Annotated in this window: 21 protein-coding genes and 1 other annotated feature; of the genes, 5 read left to right on the forward strand and 16 right to left on the reverse strand. The window is 30.7% G+C overall.

Annotation, left to right across the window (positions count from 1 at the left end; all coding sequences use genetic code 11):
* Positions 1-5: 5 nt before the first annotated feature.
* From RSD37_RS10155 to RSD37_RS10165, 3 genes are all read right to left on the reverse strand, one after another.
* Positions 6-272: a hypothetical protein gene (locus RSD37_RS10155; RefSeq protein WP_346946621.1), complete on the reverse strand. Its 267-nt coding sequence runs from the start codon at positions 270-272 to the stop codon at positions 6-8.
* Positions 273-274: 2 nt separating this feature from the next.
* On the reverse strand, positions 275-835 hold the full coding sequence (locus tag RSD37_RS10160) for a phosphatase PAP2 family protein (protein ID WP_346946622.1): 561 nt from the start codon (positions 833-835) through the stop codon (positions 275-277).
* Positions 836-919: 84 nt separating this feature from the next.
* Positions 920-2,269, reverse strand: coding sequence for an SH3 domain-containing protein (locus RSD37_RS10165; protein WP_346946623.1), 1,350 nt, complete (start codon positions 2,267-2,269; stop codon positions 920-922).
* 248 nt (positions 2,270-2,517) lie between these two features.
* Positions 2,518-2,793: a binding site (T-box leader), on the forward strand.
* A 171-nt stretch (positions 2,794-2,964) separates the two neighbouring features.
* Here RSD37_RS10165 and thrS point away from each other — a divergent pair.
* Positions 2,965-4,902 (forward strand): threonine--tRNA ligase, encoded by a 1,938-nt coding sequence (gene thrS, locus RSD37_RS10170; RefSeq protein WP_346946624.1) that lies wholly within the window; start codon positions 2,965-2,967, stop codon positions 4,900-4,902.
* A 48-nt stretch (positions 4,903-4,950) separates the two neighbouring features.
* Here the strand turns inward: thrS and RSD37_RS10175 are convergent, their stop codons facing one another.
* From RSD37_RS10175 to RSD37_RS10200, 6 genes are all read right to left on the reverse strand, one after another.
* The gene (locus RSD37_RS10175; RefSeq protein ID WP_346946625.1) at positions 4,951-5,661 is read right to left on the reverse strand and encodes a C39 family peptidase; all 711 of its coding nucleotides are present in this window, start codon (positions 5,659-5,661) and stop codon (positions 4,951-4,953) included.
* Between the two features lie 241 nt (positions 5,662-5,902).
* Entirely contained in the window at positions 5,903-6,844 is a 942-nt protein-coding gene (locus RSD37_RS10180) for a C39 family peptidase (protein ID WP_346946626.1), read from the reverse strand.
* 104 nt (positions 6,845-6,948) lie between these two features.
* Positions 6,949-7,890 carry a DMT family transporter gene (locus RSD37_RS10185; RefSeq protein WP_346946627.1) on the reverse strand — a complete coding sequence of 314 codons (942 nt, stop codon included), beginning with the start codon at positions 7,888-7,890 and terminating at the stop codon, positions 6,949-6,951.
* A 180-nt stretch (positions 7,891-8,070) separates the two neighbouring features.
* Entirely contained in the window at positions 8,071-8,862 is a 792-nt protein-coding gene (locus RSD37_RS10190; protein WP_346946628.1) for an ABC transporter permease, read from the reverse strand.
* Positions 8,846-9,619: an ABC transporter ATP-binding protein gene (locus tag RSD37_RS10195; protein WP_346946629.1), complete on the reverse strand. Its 774-nt coding sequence runs from the start codon at positions 9,617-9,619 to the stop codon at positions 8,846-8,848. The genes RSD37_RS10190 and RSD37_RS10195 overlap by 17 nt, the downstream gene beginning before the upstream one ends.
* A 230-nt stretch (positions 9,620-9,849) precedes the next feature.
* Positions 9,850-10,908, reverse strand: a complete 1,059-nt coding sequence (locus tag RSD37_RS10200) for an ABC transporter substrate-binding protein (protein WP_346946630.1) — start codon at positions 10,906-10,908, stop codon at positions 9,850-9,852.
* A gap of 310 nt (positions 10,909-11,218) precedes the next feature.
* Between RSD37_RS10200 and RSD37_RS10205 the strand changes: the two genes are divergently transcribed.
* Positions 11,219-11,569: a rhodanese-like domain-containing protein gene (locus RSD37_RS10205; RefSeq protein WP_346946631.1), complete on the forward strand. Its 351-nt coding sequence runs from the start codon at positions 11,219-11,221 to the stop codon at positions 11,567-11,569.
* Positions 11,570-11,812: 243 nt separating this feature from the next.
* Positions 11,813-13,579, forward strand: a complete 1,767-nt coding sequence (locus RSD37_RS10210) for a M3 family oligoendopeptidase (RefSeq protein WP_346946632.1) — start codon at positions 11,813-11,815, stop codon at positions 13,577-13,579.
* A 189-nt stretch (positions 13,580-13,768) separates the two neighbouring features.
* Here RSD37_RS10210 and RSD37_RS10215 read toward each other — a convergent pair whose 3' ends face one another.
* From RSD37_RS10215 to RSD37_RS10225, 3 genes are all read right to left on the reverse strand, one after another.
* Positions 13,769-15,166 carry an amino acid permease gene (locus RSD37_RS10215; RefSeq protein ID WP_346946633.1) on the reverse strand — a complete coding sequence of 466 codons (1,398 nt, stop codon included), beginning with the start codon at positions 15,164-15,166 and terminating at the stop codon, positions 13,769-13,771.
* Positions 15,167-15,449: 283 nt separating this feature from the next.
* Positions 15,450-16,394 (reverse strand): TDT family transporter, encoded by a 945-nt coding sequence (locus tag RSD37_RS10220; RefSeq protein ID WP_346946634.1) that lies wholly within the window; start codon positions 16,392-16,394, stop codon positions 15,450-15,452.
* A gap of 17 nt (positions 16,395-16,411) precedes the next feature.
* Complete coding sequence (locus RSD37_RS10225) at positions 16,412-16,885, reverse strand: C-GCAxxG-C-C family (seleno)protein (protein ID WP_346946635.1); 474 nt, start codon at positions 16,883-16,885, stop codon at positions 16,412-16,414.
* 410 nt (positions 16,886-17,295) lie between these two features.
* Here RSD37_RS10225 and proS point away from each other — a divergent pair, with 410 nt between their 5' ends.
* The gene (proS, locus tag RSD37_RS10230; protein WP_346946636.1) at positions 17,296-18,732 is read left to right on the forward strand and encodes a proline--tRNA ligase; all 1,437 of its coding nucleotides are present in this window, start codon (positions 17,296-17,298) and stop codon (positions 18,730-18,732) included.
* A gap of 177 nt (positions 18,733-18,909) precedes the next feature.
* On the opposite strand, the gene RSD37_RS10235 is transcribed toward proS, so the two are convergent.
* Together RSD37_RS10235 and RSD37_RS10240 are read right to left on the reverse strand one after the other, a co-directional pair.
* Positions 18,910-19,584: a uracil-DNA glycosylase gene (locus RSD37_RS10235; protein WP_346946637.1), complete on the reverse strand. Its 675-nt coding sequence runs from the start codon at positions 19,582-19,584 to the stop codon at positions 18,910-18,912.
* Between the two features lie 233 nt (positions 19,585-19,817).
* The gene (locus tag RSD37_RS10240) at positions 19,818-19,946 is read right to left on the reverse strand and encodes a hypothetical protein (protein ID WP_346946638.1); all 129 of its coding nucleotides are present in this window, start codon (positions 19,944-19,946) and stop codon (positions 19,818-19,820) included.
* Between the two features lie 219 nt (positions 19,947-20,165).
* On the opposite strand from RSD37_RS10240, the gene RSD37_RS10245 reads away from it, so the two are divergent.
* Complete coding sequence (locus tag RSD37_RS10245) at positions 20,166-21,245, forward strand: DUF3298 domain-containing protein (protein WP_346946639.1); 1,080 nt, start codon at positions 20,166-20,168, stop codon at positions 21,243-21,245.
* Positions 21,246-21,450: 205 nt separating this feature from the next.
* On the opposite strand, the gene RSD37_RS10250 is transcribed toward RSD37_RS10245, so the two are convergent.
* Positions 21,451-22,830 (reverse strand): MATE family efflux transporter, encoded by a 1,380-nt coding sequence (locus RSD37_RS10250; RefSeq protein ID WP_346946640.1) that lies wholly within the window; start codon positions 22,828-22,830, stop codon positions 21,451-21,453.
* 188 nt (positions 22,831-23,018) lie between these two features.
* Positions 23,019-23,867, reverse strand: coding sequence for an ABC transporter ATP-binding protein (locus tag RSD37_RS10255; RefSeq protein WP_346946641.1), 849 nt, complete (start codon positions 23,865-23,867; stop codon positions 23,019-23,021).
* Positions 23,868-23,888 lie beyond the last annotated feature (21 nt).

The raw sequence follows: 23,888 nt of genomic DNA on the forward strand, positions 1-23,888 counted from the left end.
CTGTTCTAAAAAGGTTTTTGATTCCTTCTTAACACAGCTACTTCAATTTTAGTTTGCTCTACTGATTCATATATATCTGCTATCTCATCCTTCTTTAAAAACTTAAGTTCCGCCTTGGAAAAGTCTCTAGAAGCTAAATCTACAACTATTTGCTTTATAGAATTTAGTCTATTATCCATCTTATTTGCAGTTATATATGCCATACATATACCTAGAATCATAGATAAAGTTCCTACTACAACTACCCCTTTTAAATATTTAATTATATACATTTTTATGCATCTATAGTTATAATATCACTATGGTTTTTATATATTTTTTTCATAATATATACTACTAATATCCCGCTTATAATACCAACTAAAACTCCACCTAATACATCAGAAAAATAATGTACATATAAATATATTCTAGAAAATCCTATTAAAGCAGCTAAACTAATAAAATATGGTTTAGACTTTTTAATATAGGTGCAAAGCACATAGGTAACAGCTACTGAAGATCCTGTATGTCCGGATGGAAATGAGGAGCTTATAGGTAGATTAATTAATGGATTATCTATTGGATACGCAATTATAGGTCTAATTCGGTCAAATATATGCTTTATTATTCCCTCTGTTAAAACAGTACATATTATCAAGGATAAAAGACAGGCAAGTCCTACCCTTCTATATTTTTTTATACACATTAGTACAACACTTATTGCTATCCACACAAAACCTATATCTCCTAATCTTGTTATAAATGGCATTATGGCATCAAAAAAATCATTTTGAAGTCCATAATGTATAAAATCAGTTATTCCCTTGTCTATACCATATAACCACTGACTCATTTGTTCCTCCTTCTTTAATAAAAGCTTAAATTTTAATACCACTTTTATTATATTATCTTAATTTATATCTAAGGTTATATATTATTAACCTAAAATATCCTTCACTCCAACAATAGAATCAATATATGAATTCCCACTAGAAGTATAAATTTCTTTAAGATTACATACAGTTACCCCTTTTATGGTAAGATATACTTTTTCAATATTGTGATCTTCATCATTATTATTCTCTTTATTACCTTTTTTCTCCTTACCTTTATTAACATATACTCCTATTGTATCATGAATTATAAATATATCATTTTTATATTGTCCTATAAACATACCTACATGACCATCTAAAAATATTAATGCACCAGGCTTCAAACTCTCTAAAATCTTTATTCTTTCATGGTAACTTATTTCTTTACCAATAATAATAGCCTCACCTACTGAATTCTTAAGCTGATCTCCGCTATTTCTTGGAAGCCTTATTCCAAAACATCTAAAGACATCTAATATAAGAGATGAGCAATCTCTTCCGTCAAACTCTCCACCCCACCCATAGCGTTCTCCTTGAAATTTAAAAATCTGCTTTAGAATATTTCCCCTACTACACTTTAAATATCCTTCATGAACATCTTCATTATATGGTATTAACACATGGGTAAACTTCAATTTACCATCACAATCTCTTAGTGGATATTTTACTATATAGTTTCCTTCACAATACATATCACAAACTAAATCTTTTCTATTCCAATTCTTCTCTATAGGTAGCCTAACTCCCATATCAATATCAAGACCCCTCAATGCTTCCATGAATGGATTATATCCAAGATGTATCTTTTTTCCTGTAACCACAATAAAATCTTCACAACTGCAATAACCCTCAATTTCTTTTTTATCCCCAATTGCAACATTTTCACTTTTTACCCATCCACTATAATTATAAGTTTTGCAAAAATACCATTTACCATCCTTGCTCCTTGCATAAACAATGCAAGGCTCCGTTGGATAAACTGCGGTTTCCATAAATCTGTCTAATTCATAATCATTTTGGTTTTTGAATACTTTATCACTAGTTGGAAAAGTTTTCACCTTCGCTCTTTTAATTAAAATCCCATAAGATATCTGAACCTCATCCCTTAAGCCTTCTAAGTTTAAATTATCAATTAATCTATCATAATACTCTTTTTTAACCTTATTTCCATTTTTATATCTATCAACTTTTGGAACCTTACTAATTTCATTTATCATATCAACAATTGCATCTTTTCCAATTTTATTCTTTTCGCTAAAAATATCATTAATATAATATCTTTTTATACTCTCTTCATTGTACTTTTCTATTTCATCTTTAGTCAAAATCTCTCGTCTACTATTTTTATATAGCTTAATCCATAGATCACCATAATACATTTCATCTATAACATTTAGGTTTTTGTTATTCATTTAATACCTCCTATTATGAAATTTCTCAATAAATTTATTACCCATAATAACCCGCTACAATCACAAAATATTACTAGTATAATTATACTATTTATTATAGAAACTTATTATAATTTCCATAAATACAAAGGTTGTAAATTTTTATTTATAACACTTACATATTGACATACATCTTATATGTGTTAAAATAGTATTAATAATTTTGTGTCACAAGTTGAAATTTGTGATATAATAATATATTATATATAGTAATCACAATGAAGAGGACAGTAAATATGTACCCTTATTTACAGAGAGAAAGCATAGTAGCTGAAATTGCTTTTAAATAAATTATATTGAAGACCACCTCTGAGCGGCTCTAATAAAGTCCGTTAACTACGTTATAGTTTTTAAAGTGGTCCTTATATCACTTTATTCAAAAGTTTACTTTTGTAAATTCTTATTATTTCGAGGTAGATATTTTTAATAAGCTTAAGGACAATTTGGGTGGAACCACGGGTGTATAACTGCAACTCGTCCCTTTTCTTCAGGAAAAGGGGCGAGTTTTTTATTATCTTAAATAAGTTTTACTGTGTAATTGACTATTACAATGAATTACATTCAATGATAACTAGTAATCGCAAATTTTTGGAGTAGCTACAGAAAATCAAATTACAATTTAGCTACAATATTAAATATAGAAGGGAGATTTTCAAATGATTAAAATTACTTTAAAAGACGGCTCTATAAAAGAGTTAGAAAATGAAATGAGTATTCTTGAAATTGCAAAGAGTATTTCTGAGGGGCTTGCAAGAATGGCTACAGCTGGAACTGTCAATGGAAAAACTGTAGACCTACGTTATATTGTTAAAGAGGATTGTGAACTAAGTATATTAACATTTAGTGATGACGAGGGTAAAAAAGCCTTCAGACATACAGCTGCTCACATTCTATCTCAAGCGGTTAGCAGATTATTCCCTGATGCAAAGCTTGCTATAGGGCCATCAATTTCTAATGGTTTCTATTATGACTTTGACCACGAGGGTGGCTTTACTAACGATGATTTAGCAAAAATCGAAGCTGAAATGAAAAAAATAGTTAAGGAAGATCTTGCAATAGAATGCTTCCAACTTCCAAGAGAAGAAGCTATAGCATTTATGAAAGAGAAAGATGAGCCTTATAAGGTAGAACTTATAGAAGACCTACCAGAAGGTGAAATAATAACTTTCTACAAACAAGGAGAATTCACTGACCTTTGTGCGGGACCTCACCTTATGTCTACAAAGCCAGTAAAAGCTTTCAAATTAACTAAGCTTGCAGGTGCTTACTGGAGGGGAAGCGAAAAAAATAAAATGCTTGCTCGTATCTATGGAACTGCTTTCACTAAAAAAGCTGAAATGGATGAATATCTAGAAGCTGTAGAAGAAGCTATGAAGCGTGACCACAACAAACTCGGAAGAGAGCTTAAGTTATTCACTACTGCTGAGGCAATAGGTCAAGGACTTCCACTTCTAATGCCTAAGGGTGCTAGAGTAGTTCAGATTCTTCAAAGATGGGTTGAAGATGAAGAACAAAAAAGAGGTTATTTATTAACTAAAACTCCTTTAATGGCTAAGAGTGATTTATATAAAATATCTGGACACTGGGATCACTATAAGGATGGCATGTTTGTACTTGGTGATGAAGAAAAGGATAATGAAGTATTCGCTCTAAGACCAATGACTTGTCCATTCCAATTCATGGTTTATAAAGCTGAGTCAAAGAGTTACAGAGATTTACCACTTAGATATGGTGAAACTTCTACTCTATTTAGAAATGAATCTTCTGGAGAAATGCATGGATTAATCCGTGTAAGACAGTTTACAATTTCCGAAGGTCACCTGGCTTGCAGACCAGACCAACTTGAAGCTGAATTTAAAGGTGTAGTAGATTTGATTAACTACATGCTTGAAACACTTGGTCTTAAAGAGGATATCAGCTATAGATTATCTCTATGGGATGAAAATAATAAAGAAAAATACATTGGAGAACCTGAAGCTTGGAATGACACTCAAAATAAAATGAGAGAAATTCTAAATCATCTTGGCATTAACTATACTGAAGCTGCTGGAGAAGCTGCTTTCTATGGTCCTAAGCTCGATCTTCAAATCAAAAATGTTCACGGTAAAGAGGATACTATTATAACTGCTCAAATAGATTTCTCTCTTGCTGAAAGATTTGGAATGACTTATGTTGATAAGGACGGACAAGAAAAGCATCCATATGTTATCCATAGAACTTCTATAGGATGCTATGAAAGAACTCTCGCTCTTCTTATTGAAAAATATGCTGGAGCATTCCCAGTATGGCTTGCACCAGTTCAAGTTAAACTTCTTCCAATCTCTGAAAAATATCACGACTATGCTGATGAAGTTTATGCAAAACTTAAAGAAAACAACATCAGAGTTGAGGTTGACTACAGAGCGGAGAAAATTGGTTATAAAATCAGAGAAGCTCGTAATGAAAGATCTCCTTACATCATAGTTGTAGGAGAAAAAGAAGCTGAAAATAAAGAAGTAGCTGTAAGAAGCCGTAAAAATGGTGATGAAGGCTCAATAGCTTTAGATAGCTTTATTGAAAGAATTTTAAAAGAAATCGAAACTAAAGAAAAATAAACCACAGAAAGGGTCGAGAATATCATCTCAACCCTTTCTTCTTTTTTCCTACTTATAATATGACAATGCCTTCTTACCCATCTTAGTCCACACTAACTTAAAAGTATCTTTATTAACCTTTGCATTTTTTACACCTATCAATGGATCATTATAATATAATGCTTCTTCATCTACACCTGTAAGCAACACGGCATGTTGTGAAAAATCAGCTTTTACACTTTTTCCATTGCTCGTCCAATTTTTAGAGAAAGTTGGATTTTTAAAATATACAGTTATCCAAACCACCACAGGTCTTCCACTTAATATTGTACTTTCTAAAACATTATAGTCACATCCAGTTAAATCTAAAGCCTTCTCTGGTAAGTAATGATTAATTACTGGAGCTAGTGCAACTGGATCAATAGAATATCCAGGACTTTTTCCTGTAATATCTCCTACAAAACCAATCTGTGGATTTCCCCATTCTATTATTTTCCCTGTTGAATCATATTTTATTGGAGTAACATCCATTTTCACCATTGAAACTACCGTAGCTTTTTCCACCTTTACACCTGCATGATTTAACATCATAGTTAATGATGTAGCTTCACAGCCATTGTGATATTCTGGCAACTGCTTAACCACTGCAATATCTAGAAGTACACTCTTTGATATACTAAGTGCACTAGCTAATTTGCCCCTATAAATACATATATTCATGGCAAATACCAATGTAACAAAGGAAATCATTAATATAAGTAACTTAAAAAGCTTTTTCATAGTGCTTCCTCCTTATACATTCTTATATTAAATATAATTTTTAATATATTATTTTATAATAACTTCCTTAAGATATACATTTGTATTTTTTAAAAGATTTTGTCCTACTAATATTTTGCCCTTCATACATTAATTCATTCATTTAAATATATCATGTATTTCCACAAATTTTCTAATAAAAAAATGGCTCTGCTTTAAACAATGTTAAAGCAAAACCATTTTTATTTATTTTAAAATTATTTTATTTATAATAAGATAGTGCCTTTTTCCCCATCTTAGTCCATACTGACTCAAAGGTTACCTTATCAATAATGGCATCCTTAATACCTGTTAACGGATCATTATAGTGTATATTTTTCTCATCTATTCCTGTAATAAGTACCGCATGCTGTGAATAATAGGAATTAATTGTTTCTGTTCCACTTGTCCAAGTTTGAGATATATTTGGATCTTTAAAGTTTGAAGTTATCCAAACTATTATAGGTCTTCCACTTAACAATGTACTCTCTAACTTACTATAATCACATCCTGTTAAATCTAAAGCCTTCCCTGGTAAATACTGATTTATTACTGGTTCTAAGGCAACTGGATCTATAGAGTATCCCGCCTTATTTCCTGTAATGTCCCCTACAAAACCTAACTTAGGATTTCCCCACTGAACTATCTTCCCACTAGAATTGTACTTAATAGGTGTGGGATCAATTTTTATTTCCTTAATAACAGAATGCTTATCCACTTTTATTCCTGCATAATTTAACATCATAGTCAAAGATGTAGCTTCACATCCATTTTTATATTCCGGTAATTGATTAATTATTGGTACATCAAGAATTAAACTCTTAGGAGGATTTTTTTCTTTCTCCAATTTTTCTTTTAATTTTTGAATTTCCTCTTCTTTTAATCTTTTCTCCTCAGCCTTTTTTGCTACCGCTTCTTCTCTAGCTTTTATTTTAGCTTCCTGTTTTGCAGCCTTCTCTTCTTCTTCTAATCTCTTTTTCTCTTCTTTTTTTAGTCTAGCTTCTTCTGTAGCGCTTATATAGCTAACATCTCCCTTGCTGGCTAAAAAGCTCATATGATCCTGAAGAGCATTAATCTTTTCACTCTCATTTGTGTATATCTTAAGTGATACTATTACTACACTTAAAGAAAGTGCTATTACAAGTAATTTAATAAACTTCTTCATAGTACTTCTCCTTAACATTATTCTATTATATGATGTTATAGCCACTTTAGAAATACTGTTACATTTTGCTTAGACTTTAATAATCCTCCACTATTTATACAATTCTAAAGTTCACTAACTTGTTGACTCTCTATTTCACTATTTTTATCAGCCTTTTTTATATTATCGTCAACTTCCTTCTGTCCTTTAGGAGGTTTAGTTGCAATATATACAGCCCCAATAATAATTATAGATCCAACTACTTGCATAAAGCTTAATGTTTCTCCAAGAATTAAAAAACTAAATATAAAAGTTACTACTGGACTTAAATTTAGAAATAACGTTGATATACCAACCCCTAGTTCCTTATACGCAAAAGTATATCCAAAATTTCCAAATGCAGAGCATATTAATGCTAAAAATAACATATTAAAAATTATGTTACTATTGATCATACTGTAATTAATAGTTTCAAAAGGTAAAAGTGGTATAAACGCTAATGTTCCAAATATAGACTGATATGTTGTAATCGTTAGATTTGAATACTTTTTAAATAATGGTTTTGTAACAATTAAATATCCACACCAAGCAATAATACTTGAAAGCATAAATAAGTACCCAACTACGGAACCTTCTATTACGTCCTTTCCTATAACCAAGTAAATCCCAAATATAGATACTGCTATACTAATAATATTTATTTTTGAAATTTTTGTCTTATAAAAAATTTTATCTGATATAAGAGCAGCAATAGGTATTGAAGCAACTATTATAGACGCTGTATTTGATGATACTCTAAGTATTCCGTTATTCTCACAAAAAAAGTATAGTGTAATAGCAAAAATCCCACTTATAGCTAACCTAGGATAATCCTCTTTCCTAACCTTTTCTTTAGTAGTGAATTGTTTAGCAATAATCAATGCTGTAGTAGCAATCAAAAATCTTACAAATGCCATAGACACAGGCGAAAAAGCTTCTAATACAACTTTAATGCTGACAAAAGATATTCCCCATGATACAACTACACCTATTAAAACCACATAGGCTAGTGCCTTTACTTTATTCATATTTTATCCCCCATATTTTCATATTTTTATCTAGTGTTTATCTACTCTAATAAATTTATTTTATATAATTAAAGTAAATCTTCTAATACATCTCATACATATTCAAATTATTACATAAAACTCCTAATAAATCAAATATCCCTAAGATAAAAATTTCTTAGGGATATTACTAATTTACGTCTAAACGCAATATTTTTTTTCAAAATAATGAACTAATTCATACATTATATATGCAATTACAGCAAGAATAACAACACTCATCATTACCATATCTAACTGAGCCACTTGTCCTCCATATACTATTAAGAATCCAAGCCCCTCTTTTGCCACTAGGAATTCTCCCATTATGACACCAACCCAAGAAAGTCCAACACTTATTTTAAGTGCTGATATAAAAGTTGGTTTTGTAGCAGGAATAATTAGGTGAATTAAAATCTTAACCTTTGAAGCTCCAAAGGTTTTTAATAATTTTATCTTATCTTCCTCAACTTCTCTAAAACCCGAAAGTACACTTATCACTGTGGATATTACCGAAATCAGTAATGCCATAATAATTATAGCCTTCATTCCATTTCCTGCCCAAAATATTATCATAGGACCTAAAGCTACCTTTGGAAGTGCATTTAATACTACAATGTATGGATCTAGAACCTTGCATAAGAAATCTGACCACCAAAGCATTATAGCAATTAACGTTCCAAGTAAAGTTCCTAAAGTAAATCCTATTATAGTTTCATAACAAGTTATACTTATGTGACTAATTAATGAGCCCTCATTAAAAAGTTTTACAAAACTTTTTATCATACGTGATGGTGTGCTAGTTAAAAATGGGTCAATGACTTTAAGGTTTCCTAGTACTTCCCATAAAATAAAGAATGATACTAATATAAGTATTCTAGTTATAATTATATTTCTTCTATGCTTTTTAACCTGTTTTAAATATTTTTGATGTTCATTACTTTCCATCATCATTGTAATCCATCTCCTTCCATATGTCATTAAAATATACTCTAAATTTACTGTGCTCACGACATTTTAAAGGAGTTAAATCCTCTCCATCAAACTCTATATTAACTATCTTCTTTATTACTGCTGGTCTTTTAGATAGAACTACTATCTTTGATGACATTGATACTGCCTCAGATATATCATGAGTCACCATTATTGCAGTTTTCCCTTCTCTTTTTATTATTTCATATATCTCATCACTTACATTAAGTCTAGTTTGATAATCAAGTGCTGAAAAAGGTTCATCAAGAAGTAACACCTCTGGGTCAAGGGCTAAAGTTCTAATTAATGATACACGTTGCCTCATTCCCCCTGATAGTTGCCTTGGATAATGATCTTTAAACTCCCATAAGTTATAATTCTTTAGTAATTTTTCTAACTTAACTTTTGATTCTTCATTCATTGCTTTCTTAATTTTAAGTCCTATGCTTACATTTTCAAACACTGTTAACCATTCAAAAAGTTGGTCCTTTTGAAACATATATCCTAACTTATTTGAATATCCATTTTGAACCTGTCCATCAATCAATATTTCTCCCGATGAAGCTTTTACAATTCCAGCTATTATATTTAAAAGTGTAGACTTACCACATCCTGAAGGTCCAACTATGCTGACAAATTCTCCACCTTCCACTGAAAAGTTTATATCTTTTAATGCAACGGTTTCTGCAGTTAGTGTATGATAATTCATATAAATATCTTTAACCTCTACTCTATTCATATCGACCTCTCCATATTGTTTTTATTTGTTTTTTCTTATTCGTAGATAATTCTAACTCTAAATTTGTTCTAGGTCATATACTAATATATGAATTAACCTTCCATGTTGATAATAAAATTTATTTAGTTTTATCTAAAAGAGCTCTCATCTAATAATAGATGAGAACTCTTAATAACGGTTACACTTTACCTAGTATGAAATAATAAATTGTAATTGTCCAATGAGTTTTTTTATTTTCCCACAACCTTCTCGCTAATTGAATTATTAACTATATCTTTAAATGGCGGTCTTGATGTTAATAACTCTGAATCATAGGACTCTATAATATCCATCAATCTATTCATATCTTCTTCATTTACTACTGGTGTTTTTGCATAAGCTTCTATTTCTTTATAGTTTTCTACAACTGTTGCTATTAATGCTTCATCTGTTGCTGGAAAGAATGTTTTTATAGACTTAGCCACTGTATCATTATCATTAGCCATTACCCACTCTTGTCCCTTCTGTATAGCTGTTACAAATTTTACTAATAAGTCTTCATTTCCTTTTATATATGATTGAGTTGAATAGAAGCATGTATAAGGAAGATTTCCTACACTTTCTCCAATTGAAGCTACAACAGAACCCTCTATTTCTCCAGCAATTACACTAGCAGTTGGTTCGAATATAGCTGCGTAATCCCCTGTACCACCCTTAAAAGCTCCAGGTACTGCATCAAAAGCTATATTAGTAACTAAATCTAAATCCTTATTCTTGTCTATATTTTGACTTTTTAGCACATATTCAAGTGCCATTTCAGGTACTCCACCAGGTCTTCCACCTATAACTGTTTTACCTTTAACATCTTGCCATGAAAAATCACTATGTTTTTCTCTTGACACTAAGAATGATCCATCCGTTTGAGTTAATTGAGCAAATACTACTGGGTAATCGTCTCTTTGTTGATTATAAATATACATTACTTGCTCTGGTCCTGAAAAACCAATATCTACACTACCACTAATAAGTTGTTGCATAGTTTTATCTGCACCCTGACCTGTAGTTAACTCGATTTCAATTCCTTGTTCTTCAAAGAAGCCTTCATTAATAGCTGCATACATTGGTGCATAGAATATTGATCTTGTTACTTCATTAAGTTTTATAGTTGTTAATGTTGTTTCAGTTTTAACTTCTTCTCCAGGCTTTCCCTCTTTATCTACAGATTCTTTCTTTCCACATCCTGCAAATAAACCTACAATCATAAATACAGAAACTAAAGTTACTATTAGCTTTAAAGTTTTTCTCTTCATGAACTTCCTCCTATAAATTTTAGCTATATTCTATATTATGTTAATATCTGTTTTTTTGTTAATTGGCTACCTAAATTTTTCTAATAATATCTATCAATAGATCACACCTTATATTAAACTCTAATGAAAGATAATTCTTAAATCTTATTAATAAAAATATACTTATATTTAGTGACTTTATCACATATAATAATTAAAGTATCCGATACAATAAACCTATATTCATCAGTGATAAAGAAATTTTGTTAATTATTTAATGAATAAATGATTATTTATTTTAAATAGTATTTATAAATAAGGAGAGATTGTTATGAATTTTTTAGAAAAATTACTTGGGTCAAATGGTGGTTCACCCATTAATAAAATAAATCCTAAAGAAGCAAAAGAAAATTTAAATAAAGATAAAAATATAATTATTTTAGATGTAAGAGAAAGTTATGAATATGCAGCTGGGCATATAAAAAATTCTAAGAATATATCTTTAAGAGCTATAAACCAATCAATTACTAATGTACTAAAAAATAAAAATGCTACAATATATGTTTATTGTCAAAGTGGTTCCAGAAGCTCTCAAGGTTGCAAAATCTTAGCTAAATTAGGATATACAAATGTATATAATTTAGGTGGAATTTCTTCTTGGCCCTATGAAATAGTTAAATAAAAATAGGTGTAAATAACGTAATGTATATTTACACCTATTTTTTGCAACTTTTTATATCAGCCATACATTCCAATATTCTGATGAATATTAAAAGTTTTAACTTCTATCTTAAAACTTTTAATTCATAATCCATTACTATTTTATAGTTATATATACGAATTACATACTTTTATTGTAAACTCATTTATTTTTTTACAATACAATGATATAATTTTATTAAAAGTTATTAAGGAGATGATATATATGAAACTTAATTGGAGTCTTAAAGAACTTTACACATCTTTTGAATGTGAAGAATTCAAAAATGATATTAAGTCATTAGACAAACTTATAGAAACTATTATTAATAGCACTAATACTACTGTTGTTAGTACTGATTGCCCTACAAAACTACTTGAGAATTTTATAACTATGAATAAAGACTTAAATAATCTATACGAAAAACTAGGTAGTATGATTGGTTTAACTCTTAGTGTGGATACAAAAAATTCTACAGCTTTAAAATATGATGATATTTTATCTACTAAAATTAGTAGTCTAGCGGAAAGCGATGCTAAAATCACAAAATGGATTGGAAGCCTTAATGATTTAGATAAAATTATAGAATCATCTCATTTACTTAATGAGCATAAATTCTTTATTAAAGAAAAGGCAAACAATGCAAAATATATGTTAAGTGATAAAGAAGAATCCGTAATTGCTAAAATGAAAAATACTGGCTCAAATGCTTGGTGCAAGCTTAAGGATGTATTAACCTCTGGACTCATGATTGACATAGAATCAGATGGAGAACAAAAACAACTTCCTCTATCTATGATTAGAAATATGGCATATGAAGCTGATGCTGCTATTAGAAAGAATGCTTATGAAGCAGAACTTAAAGGTTATGGAAAAATTCATGATGGAATTGCTGCTGCTCTTAATGGAATAAAGGGAGAGGTTATTACTGTATCTGACATGAGAGGCTTTCCTTCTCCACTAGAAGAAACCCTTTTCCATTCAAGAATGGATAAACAAACTTTAGATGCTATGTTAGATGCTATGAAAGAGTCAATGCCTACGTTTAGAAAATACTTAAGAAAAAAAGGCGAACTTCTAGGACATAAAAACGGACTACCTTTTTATGATATGTTTGCTCCTATGGGAAATGTTGATATGACTTATTCCTATGAGAATGGTTGTAAATGTGTAATAGATAACTTTAGAACTTTCAGTGATGACTTAGCTGATTTTGCAAAAACTGCTATAGAAAATGCTTGGATAGATGTTCTACCTAAGGAAGGGAAAGTCGGTGGAGCATTTTGTTCCGGACTTCACCACATTGGTGAAAGTAGAGTTTTGTTAAACTATGGAAATACCTTTAGTGATGTAGTTACCCTAGCTCACGAACTTGGACATGGATATCACGGTCATTGCTTAAATGATGAAAGTATATTAAATGCTGATTATCCTATGCCAATAGCAGAAACTGCTTCAACCTTCTGTGAAACTATAGTTAAAAAGGCAGCTGTGAAAACTGCTACTAAAGAGCAAGCCTTTGCGATCTTAGAGAGTGAAATTTGTGATAGTACTCAGGTTATTGTTGATATTTATAGTAGATACTTATTTGAAAGTGAACTATTTAGAAGAAGAGAAGAAAGTGCTCTTAGTGTAGATGAATTAAATGAAATTATGATAAATTCACAAAAAGAAGCCTATGGTGATGGACTTGATCCAGAGTATCTTCACCCTTATATGTGGGCATGTAAAACTCACTACTACTATGCTGATGCTAACTTCTATAACTTTCCTTATGCCTTTGGACTATTGTTTGCTAAAGGACTTTACTCTGAATACTTAAAACGTGGAAGTAGCTTCACTGAAGACTATAAAAATCTTCTTTCCGTTACTGGTAAAAATACTTTAAGTGATGTAGCTAAAATAATGAATATTGATATTACATCTGTAGATTTTTGGAGAAGTTCTCTTAAGATGATTGAAGAAGATATCGAAATTTTCTTAAGTTTATAATTTTCTACATCTATATGTCTTTTAAAATTATAGTATATCTAATTGCATTTAATTATAATTCTTTTATAAAAAAGAATATATAACAAGAAAAATCCCATGGAGTTTATATTATCCATGGGATTTTTCTTGTTATGTCTTTTTAACTATATTCTTCTATTTAAAATTATAGTTTATCAACATAAGTATAGTTTATTCTAAATCTATACCTGCTGCTTCCCTTAATTTATCTACATTCTTATCTTCTTTATTCTTTTGAAGCATCATATATACATATATTGGTATGCCAACAAGCATTAATATAAATCCATACATTACTACATCAGAACCCGTTCCATATATTGCATAGATTGAATATGCAAAAGCAAGAATTGAGAAAAATGAACTCTTTAAGAAGTTTATAAAGTTAAAGTTCTTTGTTCCCTTACAAAGTAATACAATTTCAGCTGCTGCTGAGAATGTATATGCTGGTAAGAAGGATAAAGTTGCAAGTAATATCATGAAATCAAATGCACTCTGAAGACTACCTACGTAGTTCATGATTAAAAGTAAGTTCATGCATACACTACCTATAACAATAGATGCTACTGGAGTATTAAACCTTGGGCTTATACGTTTGAAAATTGGTGGAAACAGCCCATCTTCCGCTGCTCCAACAGCACTTCTAGCTGTGGTTAGAAGCCATCCACAAGTTGCTCCTAGCGTTGATACTAAGGCACCTGCTGCTATAAACATTCCTCCCCAAGTTCCCCCAGTTACTTTATTTATAATATCAGCAAGTGGAGCATCTGAACTTGCAAGAGCTGCTTGATCCATAGCTCCCATAGAAACAACACTCATTATAATGTATATAACTGATACTATAATTATTCCATATATAGTACTTTTTCTAATATTCTTTTCTGGATCTTTTATTTCTCCACCTGCTACCGTAGCACTTTCCAATCCTACAAATGCCCATAATGCTATAGCTATAGCCGATGGTAATGTTCCCATTCCGCTAACTTCAGGACTTGAAATTGTTTTCATATAACTTGGGTCAAAATTTAATGCAGCAATTACTATAAATGCTACAAGAACAGCAACCTTTATTACCGTTGAAACAATTCCAATTTTACCAACATATTTTACTCCAAATATATTAATAAGAGTAAATATCCAAACTACTGCTGATGATATTAAGAATGCAGCAACAGGATTATTTGCAGCTGGAACAAAGTATGTAAAGTAACTCATAAATGCGGTAATTATTGCTGCATTACCTACCCATGCACCTATCCAAAATGACCAGGCAATCAAAAACCCTGCAAAATCTCCGAATGCAGCTCTTGTATAAACAATAGGGCCTCCTGTTTTAGGCATTTTTGATCCTAAATTTGCAAAACTTAAAGCAATAAGCAAAGAACCAATTGAAGTTAAAATCCATGCTATTATAGCAACCTTCGGATTAGTTACCCTTGCAAAGCTTGCAGGAGACATAAAAATTCCTGAACCAATTATGTTTCCAACTACTATGGCTGTAGCTGCACCAAGTCCAAGTTCTCTTTTAAGTTTCCCGTCTTCTTTTAAAAGATTATCTTTGTTACTCATTTTTCTCCTCCTATGTATTAGCTTGTACTCATATAAGTTCATAAAACAAACTTATATTAAGTATATTTATTAACCCAAGTATTTAGTTTAATTTAATTTTCGATAAAAATCAACTATTTTCAACTATTTTTGACTATTTCGACTTATCATTAAATTCAAAATAGTTGAAATATGCTATACTACTTTGATTTATTCTTCTAATAACATAGTATATATAAAAATGTGTACACTTCTTGTTTTCACTAAACATATTACATTTTATAATAAAAATCTATTTATTTTCTTATTTAGATATTACATTTTCGATTTTTACTGCATCATTTTTTAATGTAAACATTACAAATCGTATAAGCACATAAGCTACTATTATAACTGCAACTACTTCTTGAAATTTAATTATATATTTAAATAAGTAAATACCTTTTTCAATCTTAATTAAGAATCCATTTGTGCCCTTAATAGCAATTGCGCTTATTACCATTGGAAATGTAAATGCAGCATAACTTGGATAAAACTTTAATCTTAATCCTTGAACCAAATATATTAGTCCACAAATATATAATATCATTACTAAAACTGCTAAAAATCCTACCATATAAATATTTTTTTCTGAAAATGAATTCAGGTATGCAGTAAGAGTAAGAGCTGCTGGCGCAGCAAATATTACATTAGTAGGCAACACTGGCTCTGGCATTCCCTTTACCACAAGAATTCTATATCCCAATACCGGAACTAAAACTATAAGCGATATAAAAGCAAACCAAAAGAACCCTTGTCCTAAATTGACTAAATTAAATGCTGGTGCCGTTATTCCTGCCACTCCAATTCCAACATACACTATGAAAGTACTCGCAAACATCTTTTTAATATCAAATCCTATTACAAAATTCTTTGTGTAATAGATTATAAGTCCTATGTGAATTATTACTCCAATCCACCATAGTGTAAGACCTGCACCATATGATATTTCTTTTAGATATCCTGCTAAAATCATAACTCCCATAGAATAAGTTGGCATTACACTTGCAATCACTGGATTTTTCATCTCAGTCTTAACTCCTTGCCAACAAATAATAATTTTCACTGTAATTAGAATTAGAATTATTGATGACAATGCTCCACAAATATTCTTATATACAATTCCATAAGATGATAGTAGATTTCCTACTGCTGCTAACGCTAACATAACCGCTGTCATAGGTAGTGGTATTTTTTTTATATAGTTCATAATATACCTCCTACCAATTATTCATCAATATTTTTGATATTTAATTCTCTTACTATGATTTCTGCAGCCTTTTCAGCCATTGTTCCAGTGAATTTTATACATTGCGCCTTGTGCTCACCTGATGCCATATCCATTCCCTTAGTTAAAACACTGCAACATAAACATTTGTTTTTTTGTCTAAATTCATCTTGAAGTTCGTAAGCAAGTTCTAATGCCTTTACTGACTTCGGATCTTTCGGGTTGCTTCCTTTAGTTCTACCAAAGAAGTATCCAAGGCATAAAACCGCTCCTGTTACTGCTCCACAAGTACATTTTGATTTACCAATTCCTACTGGAAATCCAGAAGCCATTGCTATCATTTCATCTGGCATGTCCAATTCAAAGTTATTTTTTATTGATGACACAATTGCTTCTGAACAATAGAATTCCCCTTTTCTAAAATGTTCCTCTGCATCACTTTTGATTTTCTTTACACTAACTTGATTAATCATAATAATTTACCACCTTTACTTATTTTAATTTCATATTAACATGGTAAACCATGTCAGTCTAATCATGTTTTTCAATATAAAATTTCCATCTATTACGTTTATTGATATACATATTTTAACTATATTTTGTAGTATTTAGGATTATTATTTTTTAATTATATATATCATACAGTATAAGATATAATTTTATACCATATAACTTTACTATTCAGAACTAATTACAGATTTATTATATATATTGTTATTTACTATAATATTATTTATAAACATTACCCTTCATTTTATAAGTTAGATTTGATATAATATTTAAGTTATAATAATAAGAGCACATTAAATTATGTAAATTAATGAAAGCTAAATTTAGCTAATTTAGCCATCATAAAAACTATAGAAAACGAGGTATTAGAAATATGGCAAAAGGAAAAAAATTTGTTGAAGCAATAACCTCCATGGATGAGGATTTTGCAAAGTGGTATACTGATATAGTAAAAAAAGCTGAACTTGTAGATTACTCAAGTGTTAAAGGTTGTATGATAATTAGACCATATGGCTATGCAATTTGGGAAAATATCCAAAGAAATTTAGATGATAGACTTAAAGCAACTGATCATGAAAATGTATATATGCCAATGTTTATACCTGAAAGCTTACTTAATAAGGAAAAGGATCACGTAGCTGGTTTTGCTCCTGAAGTTGCTTGGGTTACACATGGTGGAAGCGAGCCTCTTGCAGAAAGATTATGCGTTAGACCAACTTCTGAAACATTATTCTGTGAACACTTTTCAAAAATAGTTCAATCACACAATGACCTACCAAAACTTTATAACCAATGGTGTTCTGTTGTAAGATGGGAAAAAACTACAAGACCATTCCTTAGAACTACAGAATTCTTATGGCAGGAAGGTCATACTGTTCACGCAACAGCTGAAGAATCAGAGAAAGAAACTATTGATATTTTAAACATGTATGCTGACTTCTGTGAAAACATTCTTGCTATCCCTGTTGTAAAAGGAAGAAAAACAGATAAAGAAAAATTTGCAGGAGCTAATGCTACTTATACTATAGAAAGCTTAATGCATGATGGAAAAGCACTTCAAAATGGTACATCTCACAACTTTGGAGATGGATTTGCAAGAGCTTTTAATATCAGATATAACGATAAAAATGGAGTTCTTCAATATGTTCATGAAACTTCATGGGGAGTAACAACTCGTCTAATTGGAGCTTTAATCATGGTGCACGGAGATGACAGCGGACTTATCCTACCGCCAAAAATAGCTCCAACACAAGTAATTATAATTCCTATTGCTCAACACAAAGAAGGAGTTCTTGATAAGGCTATGGAGCTTAAGGACAGAGTTGCTAAAGTAGCAAGAGTTAAAGCTGATACTAGTGATAAAATGCCTGGTTGGAAGTTTAGTGAATGTGAAATGAAGGGTATCCCTCTAAGAGTTGAAATTGGACCTAAAGACATCGAAAGTAACCAAGCGATTCTTGTAAGAAGAGATAATAGAGAAAAAGTTATTGTTTCTCTTGATGAATTAGAGACTAAAATCACTGAAACACTAGAGTTAATGCAGGTTGAACTTCTTGAAAAAGCAAGAAGCAGTGCAAATGAGAAAACTTATTCTGCAACTACTTTAGATGAGTTTGTTGAAATTGCAACCACTAAGCCAGGCTTCATTAAAGCTATGTGGTGTGGAGATGTAGAGTGTGAAGAAAAACTTAAAGAAGTGGCTGGGGTATCTTCAAGATGTATGCCATTTGAGCAAGAAGAACTTTCTTCAACTTGTATCTGTTGTGGAAAAGAAGCTAAATCTCTAGTTTACTGGGGTAAGGCTTACTAAAATTAAATCTATTTTATTTATAAGTTATAAACTAATAGACTCTCCAAAAATGGAGAGTCTATTTTATTTTTTTAGAATTTATTACTTAAAACTAATCTAATTTCCAAATAACTAACCTATTCTGCTTAGCTTTTTTCCCTAAATCCCATAGTATTTTTGCTTATTCATATCTAGCTTTTAAATATTTAGTATTTGCCAATCAATTTCATTTTCACCTAAGTTTTTCAAGATCTCATTTGTCTTAGAAAAATGCTTACATCCCATAAATCCTCTAGTTGCAGATAGTGGACTTGGATGCACTGATGTTAGTATATAATGATGTGGATTTGTTATAAAGCTAATCTTTTCCTTTGCATTATTTCCCCATAGTAAAAATACAACTGGTTTTTCTCGTTGATTTAAAATTTTTATTATCTCATTTGTGAAGGTTTCCCAGCCTTTTTTTCTATGAGAATTTGCTTCCCCTTCCCTTACTGTAAGAACAGTATTTAAAAGTAACACTCCTTGTTCTGCCCAAGGCACAAGATATCCATTGTTAGGTATGAAGCATCCTAAATCAGCCTTTAATTCTTTATACATATTTAAAAGTGATGGAGGTGTCTTAACTCCCGGCTGTACTGAAAATGAAAGTCCATGAGCCTGACCCTGTCCATGATAAGGGTCTTGACCCAGTATCACTACTTTAACATCTTCATAAGATGTAAGCTTTAGAGAATTGAAAATATTATCTTTTGGAGGAAATATATTTCTTGTGTTATACTCCTCTACTAAAAATTCTCTTAACTTTATATAATAAGGTTTTTCGAACTCATATTTCAACTTTTCATCCCATGAATTATTTAAATTAACCATTATTCATCTACCTCTCTACTTATATATCAATAATTAAGCTACATATAATCTAATAGCTTAATTTTATGTATAAACTTATTATAACTTATATAAAGTTTTTATTTCTACCTATATTCATTCTCTATGTTTTACTTGCATTATATAGCCTTAACTATAAGAAAGCCTCTCTGCTAAATAACAAAGAGACTTTCATCAATATATTATAACAATAAAATCATTATACTACCATGAAACTATTTCCGGTGTTTGCTCCGATAATCTTCCCAAGGCATTTCTTCAGAAAATTCTTTTTTAAATTTCCGTAATTGTTGCTTTGTTTTAGGGCTAGTAGCTATATGTGTTGATTGGTAAACATTTCTCATATGCTATTCCTCCTTTAAATTTTCGTTTCTATGAAAATTACTACAAAGTTCATAGGCATGAAAACTTACTGCAAAACAAATAATGATTTTATTGGTATGATAATAGTATGTCACCTTAATAAAAATCTATGCATTAATTTAAAATTTTATTTAAATTAAAATCACATTCTAATTTAAACTGTATATTATAATAATGTAATACTATTAAGGAGTACATTTATGTTTATTAGAAAACCTTATAATATTGGTTCACCTGATTTTCGTAGTGATAAATACTTAGATTTCCAAGAAACTGGTACAGAACGAATAATGCCACCTAGACCTAATCCCGGTGGACCAGGACCGTTTGGACCACCACCAAGACCTGGCCAGGGTAATAAGCCACAAAATAATCCTCAAATTCATGGAGGTCCACAAGGACCACCACCAAGTGTGTCACCTAAAAAATCTAGTAATTCTAGCTCACAAACGAAATTTGTATCTCCTGGTTCTATACAACCTTGCAAATTCCAATTTGTGTATATTTGGCTTACTAATGGTCGTTCATTCTGGGCATGGCTTACTAATGTAGATAGAAGAACTGCATCTGGATTTAGATGGAGTGGTTGGAGATGGGTTTACTTTGGAGTAGATTTAAGAAGAATAGAATTCTTTGAGTGTTTTGGAAGAACAAGGTTTAGACAAGAAGATAATGCAGTTTCATATTTAAACACACAAGTTCTATCGCCTATAGACTTTAAACTAGAATATCCATTTATTGAAGGTATTCCAAATGAAGATGTAGCAAATACCATCAACGAAGAAATTATTAATGTGTTAAATTCCTTATGGCTTTCCAAAGTACTAGTTCCTGAAAAAATTGATTTCGCAAAAATTGAAAGTGCATATGAAGTACCTCTAGATTCAAATGGTATACTTAGTATAGTATTCTCTCTATACACATATGTTAAAGGAGCCGAACATGGTGATACTTTATTTGCTTCAATAACTGTTGACACTAATACTGGAGAAGTCTACAATTTTGAGGACTTATTTAATTCAGAAATGAACTACATGAAAGCTATTAGTGATATTGCTATTGATAAAGCTTCCACAATGAATGTAGAGTTTGTTGTGCCATATGAAGGCATTACCGATTTTCAAAGTTTCTATTTAACACCTGAAGGTTTAGTTTTATTCTACCAAGTTGATGAGTACACACCTTATAATAGTGGATTATTTAGAATTACTATTCCTTATAATGAAATTTCAAATCTACTATATCCCGGAAGTCCACTATCTAAGCTTACTCCTATGTAATAAATTTGAACATTTAAACTCACTCTTGTAGCTAATATTTATATCATCTATAGGGAAAACCACAAAAGATTCCTTGTGGTTTTCCTTTTTATCTGCTATTTTATCTACCACTATAAAATTAATTACATAAACAAAGCATTAGAAAAGTATATTATCATACTCTCCTAATGCTTTATTTCATACTTTTCATCTTAAATTTTTATTTTTACCATGTTATTGCTTCTTCATTTACAGTTTCACTTAGTAACCCTCTTCTTATCATATACCAAAGTACAATCACAATAGCTATTCCCTTAAATATACTGCTTATACTTATACTCCACCATACTCCATCAATCCCAAGTAAATTTGGAGTTGCCAGAATCATAGCTGCAGGCACTCTAAGCCCTGTTAATATGATACTTATTATAACTGGTATAAATGTTCTTCCCAGTCCATTGAATAACCCTACTGTGGTAATTTCAATACACATAAATAATTGAGAATATCCAAGGATTCTTAAATAATCCTTTCCTAAGCTTATAGCTTTGGCCTCAGGTATAAATAGTGAGAATATCCACTCTCCTCCAACAACTAAAAGTATAGTTGATAATATACCAACTACTCCTGCAATCATAATGGTAGCCTTGTACCCTTTTTTAATTCTATCATACTTCCTTGCTCCATAGTTTTGTCCAACAAAAGAACTAAGGGCTGTTGAAAATCCTCCAGCAGTCATCCATGTAATTGCTTCAATTTGACAACCTACCTTTTGCACTGCTATTGGAACTTCTCCCCACCCACCTATTACTCTAGCAATAAGTATAGAGAAAGTTGTAAATAAGCCTTGCTGCATTCCTGTTGGAAATCCTAATTTCAAAATACTCTTCATAGCTAGAAAATTAGGCTTTTTAAGTAATGTAAACTTCAGATACTTTTCCTTACTTTTCACTAATGAATATATAAAACAGGCTACAACAATTGACTGTGCGCCTATTGTGGCTATGGCTGCTCCAAGAACCCCAAGCTCTGGGAAAGGTCCTATTCCTAAAATTAGTATTGGGTCAAAAACCATATTTACAACTAGACCTATAGTGTTAATAATAAATGGAGTCTTACTATTTCCTGATCCATTGAATATAGCTGTAAATACTGGGATTGCATTGGTAATCACCATTCCCATAGCAATTACCCCTAGGTAAGTTTCTGCCATGGTTACAACTTCTAAATTCTCAAGTTGAAAGAAGGATAAAAACTGTCTTCTAAATGCGAGTACTACAATCCCCATTATGAGTGATAATACAATATTTATTTGTAATGCACTTACAATATAATTATTGGCAGCCTTATCATCTTTACGCCCTAAACTTTGAGCTACCTTTATCTCTGCACCTACCTTAGATATCATTGCAAGGGATGTAGCTAGCATGGTAAAAAAGCCTGCAGTTCCTACTGCCGCCACCGCACCACTCCCAATTCTACCTACCCAAATCATATCCGTCATGTTATAAGCCATTTGTATAAATGATGTAGCCATAATAGGCAATGCTAGCTTAACTAGTTTTCCGCTAATAGACCCTTCGGTTAAATCAATTCTTTTCTCCATAATACATAATCTCCATAATTTAATTATATTTTCATTTCTAAAGTAAAAGTTAATTACATACTTTCACTTTAAACTCTCATCACTTTATTTTACTTCGTGTTACGAATAATGTCTATATAATTCCTATATAAAAATATAAAGATATATTCAATTGTCTTTGAATATATCTTTACTATAAATTTATAAAATTACTTTTTCAAAATCATTATATCTTCTAATGTTGCTCTTTCAACTACTACATTACTACCCAAAACTGTCTTAACTTTATCACTTTGTCTAGTTAATCCTTCAAATCCAAAACTATTTTTACTTATCCCCTCAAAATACTTTTCAATATCCTTTGTTAATAAAGATTTATCACCTTTAATAACTTTGTATGATTCTAAAATTTCATCCTTTGTCTCTGAGAATACAACCTTACCATCTTTAATAAAGGTTATATAATCTGCAATCTTCTCTAAATCAGAAGTTATATGTGTAGATATCAATACGCCTACTTGCTCATTCTGTATTACACTTTGAAGCTCCTCTAGAACTTCAGCCCTAACTATAGGATCAAGTCCTGCTGTAGGTTCATCCATTATTATAAATTCAGCATTATGGCTAAGGGCTAAGCATAATGAAAACTTCATTTTCATTCCTTTAGATAGTTCTTTTAATTTTTGGTTCTTATTAAGCGAAAACTTATTTAAATAAGAATGAAAAGCATGAAAATCCCACTGTTTATATAACTTTGACATAATTTTGGCATTCTCTTCTAAGGATAAATGCTCATGATAATAACACTGGTCATATACAAATCCTATCTTCTCTTTTATCTCTTTCTCATACTTTAAGTTATCTTTTTCAAAAATTTTTATTTCTCCACTGTCCTTCTTAACCAAATTCATTATAAGTTTTATTAAAGTAGTTTTTCCCGCTCCATTCTCACCTATAAATCCCATGATGTATCCCCTAGGAAGATTAAATGATACATTATCTATTTTAAAATTCTTATATGACTTAGTAATATTATTTATTTCTAATATATTATCCATACATATCCACCTTTATCATAA

It is taken from the genome of Clostridium sp. (assembly GCF_036646415.1).
Classification (GTDB): Bacteria; Bacillota; Clostridia; order Clostridiales; family Clostridiaceae; genus Clostridium_J.

Bases quoted from the DNA above. Each gene is read 5' to 3' on its own strand.
- RSD37_RS10210 (WP_346946632.1), top strand. From the start codon at position 11,813: ATGAAACTTAATTGGAGTCTTAAAGAACTTTACACATCTTTTGAATGT.
- RSD37_RS10235 (WP_346946637.1), bottom strand. From the start codon at position 19,584: ATGGTTAATTTAAATAATTCATGGGATGAAAAGTTGAAATATGAGTTC.
- RSD37_RS10160 (WP_346946622.1), bottom strand. From the start codon at position 835: ATGAGTCAGTGGTTATATGGTATAGACAAGGGAATAACTGATTTTATA.
- RSD37_RS10250 (WP_346946640.1), bottom strand. From the start codon at position 22,830: ATGGAGAAAAGAATTGATTTAACCGAAGGGTCTATTAGCGGAAAACTA.
- RSD37_RS10200 (WP_346946630.1), bottom strand. From the start codon at position 10,908: ATGAAGAGAAAAACTTTAAAGCTAATAGTAACTTTAGTTTCTGTATTT.
- RSD37_RS10225 (WP_346946635.1), bottom strand. From the start codon at position 16,885: ATGATTAATCAAGTTAGTGTAAAGAAAATCAAAAGTGATGCAGAGGAA.
- thrS (WP_346946624.1), top strand. From the start codon at position 2,965: ATGATTAAAATTACTTTAAAAGACGGCTCTATAAAAGAGTTAGAAAAT.
- RSD37_RS10185 (WP_346946627.1), bottom strand. From the start codon at position 7,890: ATGAATAAAGTAAAGGCACTAGCCTATGTGGTTTTAATAGGTGTAGTT.
- RSD37_RS10190 (WP_346946628.1), bottom strand. From the start codon at position 8,862: ATGATGATGGAAAGTAATGAACATCAAAAATATTTAAAACAGGTTAAA.
- RSD37_RS10205 (WP_346946631.1), top strand. From the start codon at position 11,219: ATGAATTTTTTAGAAAAATTACTTGGGTCAAATGGTGGTTCACCCATT.
- proS (WP_346946636.1), top strand. From the start codon at position 17,296: ATGGCAAAAGGAAAAAAATTTGTTGAAGCAATAACCTCCATGGATGAG.
- RSD37_RS10195 (WP_346946629.1), bottom strand. From the start codon at position 9,619: ATGAATAGAGTAGAGGTTAAAGATATTTATATGAATTATCATACACTA.
- RSD37_RS10175 (WP_346946625.1), bottom strand. From the start codon at position 5,661: ATGAAAAAGCTTTTTAAGTTACTTATATTAATGATTTCCTTTGTTACA.
- RSD37_RS10220 (WP_346946634.1), bottom strand. From the start codon at position 16,394: ATGAACTATATAAAAAAAATACCACTACCTATGACAGCGGTTATGTTA.
- RSD37_RS10180 (WP_346946626.1), bottom strand. From the start codon at position 6,844: ATGAAGAAGTTTATTAAATTACTTGTAATAGCACTTTCTTTAAGTGTA.
- RSD37_RS10165 (WP_346946623.1), bottom strand. From the start codon at position 2,269: ATGAATAACAAAAACCTAAATGTTATAGATGAAATGTATTATGGTGAT.
- RSD37_RS10255 (WP_346946641.1), bottom strand. From the start codon at position 23,867: ATGGATAATATATTAGAAATAAATAATATTACTAAGTCATATAAGAAT.
- RSD37_RS10240 (WP_346946638.1), bottom strand. From the start codon at position 19,946: ATGAGAAATGTTTACCAATCAACACATATAGCTACTAGCCCTAAAACA.
- RSD37_RS10155 (WP_346946621.1), bottom strand. From the start codon at position 272: ATGTATATAATTAAATATTTAAAAGGGGTAGTTGTAGTAGGAACTTTA.
- RSD37_RS10215 (WP_346946633.1), bottom strand. From the start codon at position 15,166: ATGAGTAACAAAGATAATCTTTTAAAAGAAGACGGGAAACTTAAAAGA.
- RSD37_RS10245 (WP_346946639.1), top strand. From the start codon at position 20,166: ATGTTTATTAGAAAACCTTATAATATTGGTTCACCTGATTTTCGTAGT.